This is a genomic window from Amycolatopsis sp. NPDC057786 (assembly GCF_042797905.1).
In the GTDB taxonomy this organism is placed as follows: domain Bacteria; phylum Actinomycetota; class Actinomycetes; order Mycobacteriales; family Pseudonocardiaceae; genus Amycolatopsis.
Genome location: NZ_JBHVKW010000099.1, coordinates 23,583 through 31,878, shown reverse-complemented (window position 1 = coordinate 31,878; position 8,296 = coordinate 23,583). Strand labels below are relative to the sequence as shown.

The following is an 8,296-nucleotide window of genomic DNA, read 5'->3' as shown; positions in this document are numbered from 1 at the left end:
CCCCCTTCACTGCGCTAGACGCAGTGAAGGGGGCCTTCACGTACTCAGAGCCTCAGGCGGCCGGCAGCGTCGTCTTTTCGCGCCGCTTCTCCAGCAGTGAGTTCATCGCCCGCGTTCCCGGACCGGCGGCGGCCCACAGCACGCCAACCCCGGCCAGGCAGACCGCGGCCGTCCAGTAGGCCACCGGCGGCGCCGACTCCGTCTGCGCGTCGCCGAGGATCCACGGCCGGAACTGCGACTGCACCCACAGCATCCCGTAGCCGAACGCGGTCACCAGCAGCGCGCCCGCGCCCGCCGTCAGCAGCGGATGGCCCCGGCCGATGCGGAACGCCAGGTCGACGGCGAGGCCGACGGCGAGCAGGTAGAACGGCACGACCGAGACCGGGAAGCCCATCCCCAGCAGCAGCGGCCACATCACCAGCCGGTAGGCGAGGTAGGCGGCGGCGACCGTCGTCCCGGCCCAGCGGAAACCGGTGGTGTGCCGCGCCAGCGCGAAGATCAGCGCCATCACGCCGATCCCCCACAGCGGGTAGACCCAGTCGTCGATCGGCATCGTGAAGTACTCGACGGCCACCCGGTCGACCGGATGCCCGATCTGGTTGGCGGCGAAGTTCAGCAGCTCGGGCTCGGCCTGGGGCGCGCCGCGCTCCCAGGCGCGCAGGCCGAGGATGCCGTACTCCTGCTGACCGTTCGGGAAGAACGTGTTCTCCAGGAAGAACGTCCACAGTCCGATCAGGACGCCGGTGCGCAGGCGGCCGGGCTTCGCGTACTTCAGCCAGCCCATGATGACGCCGGCCTGCATGATGCCCGTTCCGATGTAGAGCATCATGTGCGACGGGCTCCACGCGGTCAGGTCGAGACCGTTGACGCGGTGGTTGATGACGTCTAGCGGCGCCGCGATGAGGAACACCACGAGCCCGATCTGCATCAGCCGCAGGGAGCGCCGGTCGGCGCCCATCCCGGTGTAGCTGTGGATCGCGACCAGCACCATGATGATCACCGTGCCGACGGTGTTGATCAGGTGCGGCGGGGCGAGGTCGTCGCGCAGCCACATGAAATGCCACGACATGTCCCACGACGAACCGACCAGCTTGAAGGCGAACGCCGCCAGCCACATCGAGTAGCAGAAGTTCAGCACCCAGTCCGGCGTCGCCTGTCCCGGCGCGCCGCGGTGCCAGTGGAGCTTGAAGAACAGCCTCGTCTTCGCGATCGGGCTGCGGGGGATGACACCCGGCGAAAGGTCCCCGGTCACTTCTGTCGCCTTTGTCATGCGGGCCATCTTCCCTGCTCCAGATCACGGGATGAGCATTTGGGGTCGAAAATCGGGGTTCACCCGTAGGGGTGGCTGATTTGCGGTCGGCGTGCGAAGCAGGGCAAGGTGTGCCGCCATGATGCCGAAACGACTCGTCGCGGCGGTCCTCGTCGCCGCTCTGGTGCTGGCCGGTGGGGGCATTCTCGGGAGCCTGTTCTTCTAGTCACACGAGGTGGGCACAATGGCCCGTATGACGAACCTCCTCGGCCCCCAGCCGACGCATCTCCCCGAGCACACCGCCGCGCAGGCGGCGCTGGACGCCGGGACCGATCCGGCCGCCGTCGCCGCCGAGCACCCCGACTACAGCGAGGCGTGGGCCGCCCTCGCCGAGAAGGCGCTCGAAGCCGGCGAGACCGTCGCCGCGTACGCGTACGCCCGCACCGGTTACCACCGCGGCCTCGACCAGCTTCGCCGCGCGGGCTGGAAGGGACACGGTCCGGTGCCGTGGTCGCACCGCCCGAACCAGGGTTTCCTGCGTTCCCTCGCGGTCCTCGGCAAGGCCGCCGGCAAGATCGGCGAGACCGAGGAGTACGACCGCTGCCGGACCTTCCTCAGCGACTCGGACCCCGCCGCCGCGGAAGCCACCGGCCTCAAGTAGCGCGCTATGAAAGGTCCTTTCCTTGCAAAATTTGCAAGGAAAGGACCTTTCATAGCACTTGGTGACCCCTAGAACAGCCCGCAGTTCCCCACGGGCGGCAGCCCAGCGAAGCGCCCCTCAAGCCAGGCGAAAGCCTCCGGGAAAGCCCGGATCGCCCCGCCGACGTGCGTCGGAACCAGCGAAGTCGAGAACTGCACCTTCGCGCCCTTCGCGCACCACGAACGCGCCATGGTCCGCCCCTGCGCGTAGGGAACGATGTCGTCGAGAGCGCTGTGGACGACCAGCGTCGGCGCGCCCGGCTTCCGTGCTCCGATGAGCTGCTCGCCGACTCGCGTCTTGTACGGCTCTTCGCCGAGGTACGCGGTCAGTGGCCTTCCGTCCCTCGTCAGGTCCTTCGACTGGGTGAAGGCGTGTCCGAAGATCGCGTCCCCGGTGCACTCCTGCTTGACCTTCTCGAACGCTTCGGCGCCCTTCGCGTTCAGGAGGGCGGGGATGTTCAGCTCCGGGTACGCCGCGTCCATGCTGACCAGCGTGAATCCGAGGAAACCGAAGGCGTAGTGCCCGTCGATGTTCTTGCCGACCTCGGCCAGGTCGGCCGGGACGGCGCCCGCGTACGAGCCCTTCAGCTTGAGTTCGGGCGCGTACGACGGCTGGAGTTCGGCGGCCGACGCCGAGGCCCCGCCGCCTTGCGAGTAGCCCGCGGTCGCGACCGGTCCGTTGTCCGGCAGGTTCGCTTCGGGCAGGCGCTGGGCCGCGCGGATCGAGTCGAGGACGGCGTTGCCCTCGGCGACGCGGTTGACGTACGTGTGGACGCCCGGGGTGCCGAGGCCCTCGTAGTCGGTGACGACGACGCCGTAGCCGCGAAGCAGCAGCCCGGCGATGAAGGGGCCTTCGTACTCCATGCCCGCCGCGAGGGCTTTCGACGGCGCGCACTGGTCGCCGACGCCCTGCGTCCCGGCCGCGTAGCCGATGACCGGCCGTTCGCCCGCGCCGGTCCACGCTTTCTTCGGGGTGAGGACGGTGCCGGTCACGGCGTTGGCCTTGCCGTGGGTGTCGGTGCTGCGGTACATGATCCGCCGCACGTCCGCGTCGGCCTTGATGAGTTTCACGGGATCGACGTAGAAGGTGGACGGTTCGTGCCGGATGATGTCGCCGGGAGCACCCGCGGGCAGCGGCGACGGGGGATCGTAGAAGGACGGGGCGGCCGTGGCCTGCGGTGCCCCGAAGGTCAGCAGGGCCGCGATGGTGGCCGCTGAGACGGCGGCGGAAACACCGAGCCGGGATCCTGGACGCATGCTTGCTCCTCGTTGAGCACAAACATTTTCGACAGACGTGTCGAAAAAGAGAGTCAGTGAGGTGGCGCACAATGTCAAGTCCGGCGCCGCGAGGGAGACCCCGCAAACTCCCGATCGGCGAGCAACGCGCGCGGGTGCTGAGTTCGGCCGCAGGTGTCTTCGCGGCGCACGGCGCGCAGGCCGCGACGATCGAGCAGATCGCCCGGCGCGCGGGGGTGTCCCGCCAGGCCGTCTACGAGCAGTTCGGCGATCGCACGACGTTGTTCACGCAGGTCGTCGCGGAGATCGAGGAACGGGCCTTCGAGGCGATCGGCGCGCCCGCGCTTGATCTCTCGCAGCCCGAGCTGCGGTCCTGGGCACGCGCCAACTACGCCAACATGTTCGCCTTCGTCGCCGCGAACCCCGACGCGTTCCCCGTCCTGCGCGAGGCGGAACGTATGGGCGACCCGGCCCTCACCCGCCTGCGGGAACGGCTCGCCGGCGTCTACACCGAGGCGAGCAGGCAGCGCTGGGCACGGCACGGCGTCGACTCCGGCCGCGCGGACAAGGCGCTGGTCACGCTGTTCTTCGCGATGACCGAGGCGCTCGTCCAGGCGAGCTGGGACGGTGAGCCGCCCGACGCGGACGCGCTCATCGACCTGCTCACCGAATTCACCGTCGGCGGCGTCGTCCGCCTGCGGACCGAGGCCGCCGACGTGATGGAACGACTCCGCTAGGCCGCGACGGACTCCATCGGCATTTCGGCGACCGACGCCAGATCCGGTGACGAGACGACGCGGTTGCGGCCGTTGCGTTTGGCCGCGTAGACCGAGGCGTCGGCGGAGGCCATGACCTCGTCGATCGTCCGGCCGTCGAGCGGGTACGTCGCGACGCCGACCGACGCCGTCCGCTGTTCGATGACCACGGGGTTGCCCTCGTTGTCCCGGGTCCTGATGACCATTTCGCTGATCCGCTGCCGGATGCGCTCGGCGACCGCGACGGACTCGTGCTTCGACGACGAGGTCAGGAGCACGACGAACTCCTCACCGCCGAAGCGGCCGGCGAGATCCTGCGTCCGCGTTTCGGCCTTGACCAGCGCCGCGACCCCCTTGAGCACGTCGTCGCCGGCGAGGTGGCCGTACGTGTCGTTGATGCTCTTGAAGTGGTCGAGGTCGATCATCAGGGCGCCGAACTGGCCGTTCTCACGCTCGGCGCGGGCGACCTCGCGGATGGCGCCCTGCTGCCAGGTCGTGGCGTTGAGCAGCTGGGTCTTCTGGTCCGTGGTCGCGAGCTCTTCCAGCTGCTTGATCAGCACCGAACGCTGCAGCACGTACAGCGGCAGGAAGATCAGCAGAACGAGCGCGGGCTGGTACGGAAGGGCCGCGATGACCAGGCCGCCGAGGCATACCGTGGAGAGTTCGAGGATGTTGTCGTCCCAGGTGCCGAGGCAGTTGGGGACGGAAGCCTTGCCGGGGGCGGCCAGATAGAGCCCGATCCCCGTGAGAGCGGTGTTGACGACGAAGAAGGCGAGGCCCGCGAAGCAGATCGAGGAGACCGTCACCGAAGCATCGCCCACGAGCTGCACGGCCCCCCAGCCGGCGAACGCGGACATCGTCATGGTTGTGGCGTTCGCCACAGTCCGATGGGGATTCACGTGACGAATCCCCGACCAGCTGCGGAAACCGAGGTGAAGATAGATCACCGCGACGAGAAGCGCGGAGAGCTGCGGCGGCAGGATGAACGCGCCGGGGAAGACCCAGACCGACGTCATGCTGACGTGCGGGGTGATGCTCAGACTGCGCCGCTGGTGCTCGATCCGCCGGGTCGCCTCCGCCTGCGCGATCGCCAGCGCCGCGAGCAGCAGACACGTCATGACCTGCGACGTTTCGACCGTGATGGTCATGGTGAAGATCCCGGTCAGTGCGAGCATCGCCGCGACCGTCAGCCCCGTGAAGGTGATCCAGTTAGTGGGCCGCTTCCAAAGCTCCCACGCCCCTACCGTGAGAGCCGAACGATGTCCAGCGCGTTCCTCCGATGTGATCATCTTTCCCCCTGACTGTTGCGTCATTCTCCGAAACCCCCTACTTACCGACAGCTTCCACTGACTTGCGGGCTGTCGACAAGCTCCCTAGGTGTGTACTTTTCTCTGAGAGACCGAGGGAAAGGTGCCAGCGATGGCCGGTAAGGAGCAGTGACCCAGGGCGCCAGCCGCACGGCTGCGCAGGATTGACCACGCGTGGAACACCTCAATGTTCCGCGCGTGCGTCGTCATGCTCGATCCACTTTTCCGGGGCCGCCCTGAGCGTCTTCCCCCACACCAGCGCCAGCGGAATGGTCAGCAGCAATCCGGCAAGACCGAAGAAGCCGACCGTCGACTGCGCGCCGACCTGGTCGGCGAGGACACCGCCGATCAGCGGGCTCACGCCCATGGTCGTGGTCAGCCCGGTGTTCGACAGGCCCATCACCTGAGCACGGCTTTCGTCGGGGACCGCGATGGTCAGCGACGCCGTCGCCTGCATGAGCGCGACCGTGCCCAGCCCGCCGGACACGACGAACAGCGCGATCGACGCCCACGGCCCCGGCTGCAGGAAGCACAGCAGCAGCGGGACCGCCGTCAGCGCGGAAAGCGGCCCGATCAGCTTCGGTCTGACGTGTGCCGGCACCCAGCGCGAGTAGATGAACGCGCCGATCACGCTGCCGATCGGGTCGGCGGCCAGCAGCAGGCCGATGACCTCGGGGCCGCCGCCGGACGAGGCGACGTAAGGCGCCGCGATGCCCTCGTACACCGGCAGCAGGCCCATCAGCCAGGTGAACAGCAGCAGCGAACGCAATCCTGAGCTGGCGAAGACGATCTTCCCGCCCGAACCGATCGAGGCGAAGAACGACTTGCGCTTCTCGCCGGACGCCGCGGCCGGGCGTGACGCCAGTCCGAACCGGACGAACAGCGCCGAGACCACGAAGGTGACCGCGTCCAGCGCGAGGGCGATATGGGGTTCCAGCGCGGTCAGCAGGAGACCGCCGCCGGCGAATCCGGCCAGCTGTGCCGATTGGACGGTCATGCTGCGGATCGCCATGCCGACGACGAACCGGTCGCCTTCGAGGATCTGCGGCAGCAGGGCCAGCTGGGCCGCCTTGAACGGCGGATTCAGCAGCGAGACGGCGCCGACGAGGACACAAAGGACCCAGAACGGCAGTACCGGCACCGCGACCAGCGCGATCAGCAGGGCTCTCAGCAGATCGACGGTCACCATCACCGTCCGCCGGGGGAAGCGGTCCGCGAACCCGGTGAGGAAGATGCCGCCGAGCAGCGACGGGGCGTAGGTCAACGCGTAGGTGAGACCGGTCAGGGTCGCGGAACGGGTTTCGGTGAAGACGAGGACCGAGAGCGCGACCCTGGCGAGTTGATCACCGAAGATCGAGAAAAGCTCGGCGAACCAGAGCGAACGGAACTCGGCTACACCGAACACCTCTCGGTAAGTGACCCGTCCGGCCGAAGCCATGCTGCCCCCAATAGGGTCCTTATTACGCGACAAACTCGTGACCGAGAGTAACGCGGTCACGAGCTCGTCACGAAGCGTCATTCGTTCACGTAAGTGTCTCCTGACTGTTGGTGATTGGCTAGGTTCTTTCGCCGGGTTTCTGGAGTTGGAGATCTTTTTCGTGGAGGTACGACCGTTCGCGAAGATGTCCCGGTGACCGGTCGCTCGGCTCGGACCTGCGGCTTTCGGTGGTTTTGGGCCTTTCGCCGGGAAAAACCGGCTGCGGCCTCGTCACCCGGCTCGGGGATACAGCGGCGCGGAGGCGGGTCGTGGGCCCCCGGAGCCGCTTGTGTTCGCACGATGCGCGAAAGCCTTGCGACTCCGCTCCGCGACCGTCGAGTCCATCAGGCGGCACCGACTCGCTCCACCGAATGGATGATCGAGCGGCCATTCGGTCGAATGGCGGCTCAACCGTCGACCGCGAGCACTTCGCGGGCCGAAGCCGCCTTCGCCGCGTCGCGTTTGGCGACCTCTTCGCGCACGATCGGGATGACGTGACGGCCGAAGTCGATCGTGTCGCCGAGCATGTCGTACCCGCGCGCGGAGAGGATGTCGACGCCGAGGTCGTAGTAGTCGAGCAGGGCCTGCGCGACGGTTTCGGGCGTGCCGACCAGCGCGGTGGAGTTCCCGGCGCCGCCGGTCGCGGCCGCGGTGGGGGTCCACAGTGCCCGGTCGAACCGTTCCCCTTCGGCGGCGACCGCGAGGAGCCGCTGCGAGCCGGTGTTCTCCGGGTTCGTGAGCGAATGCCGCCGCGTCAGCTGCTTGCCTCCGCTCGTGCGGGCCTTGATGGCGTCGACCGTGCGATACGCCTTCTCCCAGGCGAGTTCCTCGGTCGGCGCGATGATCGGGCGGAAGGCGACCTGGATTCGCGGGACGTCGGTCCGCCCGGCCGCCTTCGCCGCGGCCTTGACGGACTCGATCTGCTCGGCGGTCTGCGCGAGCGGCTCACCCCAGAGACAGAAGATGTCCGCCTCCGCCCCGCCCGCCGCGTACGCCGCCGGAGACGACCCACCGAACGAGACGCCGGGGCGTGGTTGCTGCACAGGACGGACGTCGAGGACGAAGTCGGCGAAGCGGTAGTGCTCGCCTTCGTGATCGAAGGGCTCTTCGGATGTCCAAGCCTTCTTCACGATCTGGATGTACTCGCGTGTGCGTGAGTAGCGCTCGTCCTTGGTGAGGTAGTCGCCTTCGCGCTGCTGTTCGTGGTCGCTGCCGCCGGTGATGAAGTGCACCGTGAGCTTGCCGTCCGAAAGCCGGTCCAAGGTGGCGAACGTCTTCGCGGCGAAGGTCGGATACGAGACGTTCGGCCGGTGCGCCAACAGGATCTGAAGCTTGTCGAGCTTCGCCGCGACGTACGCGGCGGCCTGCGCCGGATCCGGCCCGCTGGAGCCGTACGCGAACAGCACCCGGTCCCAGCCGAAGTCCTCGTGCGCCCGTGCGAGGCGGAGCGTGTAGTCCCTGTCGAAGACGCCACCCGATCGCGGATGGGTCTCCGAACCGTCGTTGGTGCCTCCGATACCCAGGAATTCGACTGGCATCGCGCGTTCCTCTCGTCCATGTCCCCCGCTCGACG

At 68.0% G+C, this 8,296-nt stretch carries 7 protein-coding genes; 2 read left to right on the top strand and 5 right to left on the bottom strand.

Translation table 11 applies throughout. From position 1 onward, the window contains the following. Nucleotides 1-52: 52 nt before the first annotated feature. Complete coding sequence (locus ACFVM3_RS34245; RefSeq protein WP_378444043.1) at nucleotides 53-1,270, bottom strand: hypothetical protein; 1,218 nt, start codon at nucleotides 1,268-1,270, stop codon at nucleotides 53-55. 232 nt (nucleotides 1,271-1,502) lie between these two features. Between ACFVM3_RS34245 and ACFVM3_RS34240 the strand changes: the two genes are divergently transcribed. Next, nucleotides 1,503-1,910 (top strand): DUF3151 domain-containing protein, encoded by a 408-nt coding sequence (locus ACFVM3_RS34240; protein WP_007032496.1) that lies wholly within the window; start codon nucleotides 1,503-1,505, stop codon nucleotides 1,908-1,910. A gap of 68 nt (nucleotides 1,911-1,978) precedes the next feature. Here ACFVM3_RS34240 and ACFVM3_RS34235 read toward each other — a convergent pair whose 3' ends face one another. Further along, nucleotides 1,979-3,205, bottom strand: coding sequence for a lipase family protein (locus ACFVM3_RS34235; RefSeq protein ID WP_378444042.1), 1,227 nt, complete (start codon nucleotides 3,203-3,205; stop codon nucleotides 1,979-1,981). 134 nt (nucleotides 3,206-3,339) lie between these two features. Here ACFVM3_RS34235 and ACFVM3_RS34230 point away from each other — a divergent pair, with 134 nt between their 5' ends. Then, nucleotides 3,340-3,921 carry a TetR/AcrR family transcriptional regulator gene (locus ACFVM3_RS34230; RefSeq protein WP_378444044.1) on the top strand — a complete coding sequence of 194 codons (582 nt, stop codon included), beginning with the start codon at nucleotides 3,340-3,342 and terminating at the stop codon, nucleotides 3,919-3,921. Here ACFVM3_RS34230 and ACFVM3_RS34225 read toward each other — a convergent pair. The 3 genes from ACFVM3_RS34225 to ACFVM3_RS34215 form a co-directional block, all read right to left on the bottom strand. Beyond that, nucleotides 3,918-5,228, bottom strand: coding sequence for a GGDEF domain-containing protein (locus tag ACFVM3_RS34225; protein ID WP_378444041.1), 1,311 nt, complete (start codon nucleotides 5,226-5,228; stop codon nucleotides 3,918-3,920). The genes ACFVM3_RS34230 and ACFVM3_RS34225 overlap by 4 nt on opposite strands. Nucleotides 5,229-5,430: 202 nt before the next feature. Further along, nucleotides 5,431-6,684, bottom strand: a complete 1,254-nt coding sequence (locus ACFVM3_RS34220; RefSeq protein ID WP_378444040.1) for an MFS transporter — start codon at nucleotides 6,682-6,684, stop codon at nucleotides 5,431-5,433. 446 nt (nucleotides 6,685-7,130) lie between these two features. Next, a complete protein-coding gene (locus tag ACFVM3_RS34215; RefSeq protein WP_378444039.1) occupies nucleotides 7,131-8,261 on the bottom strand; it encodes an LLM class flavin-dependent oxidoreductase in 1,131 nt (376 codons plus the stop codon). Between the last annotated feature and the right edge of the window lie 35 nt (nucleotides 8,262-8,296).

Coding starts and splice junctions, on each gene's coding strand:
- ACFVM3_RS34245 (WP_378444043.1), bottom strand. CDS start 1,270: ATGACAAAGGCGACAGAAGTGACCGGGGACCTTTCGCCGGGTGTCATC.
- ACFVM3_RS34220 (WP_378444040.1), bottom strand. CDS start 6,684: ATGGCTTCGGCCGGACGGGTCACTTACCGAGAGGTGTTCGGTGTAGCC.
- ACFVM3_RS34235 (WP_378444042.1), bottom strand. CDS start 3,205: ATGCGTCCAGGATCCCGGCTCGGTGTTTCCGCCGCCGTCTCAGCGGCC.
- ACFVM3_RS34225 (WP_378444041.1), bottom strand. CDS start 5,228: ATGATCACATCGGAGGAACGCGCTGGACATCGTTCGGCTCTCACGGTA.
- ACFVM3_RS34240 (WP_007032496.1), top strand. CDS start 1,503: ATGACGAACCTCCTCGGCCCCCAGCCGACGCATCTCCCCGAGCACACC.
- ACFVM3_RS34215 (WP_378444039.1), bottom strand. CDS start 8,261: ATGCCAGTCGAATTCCTGGGTATCGGAGGCACCAACGACGGTTCGGAG.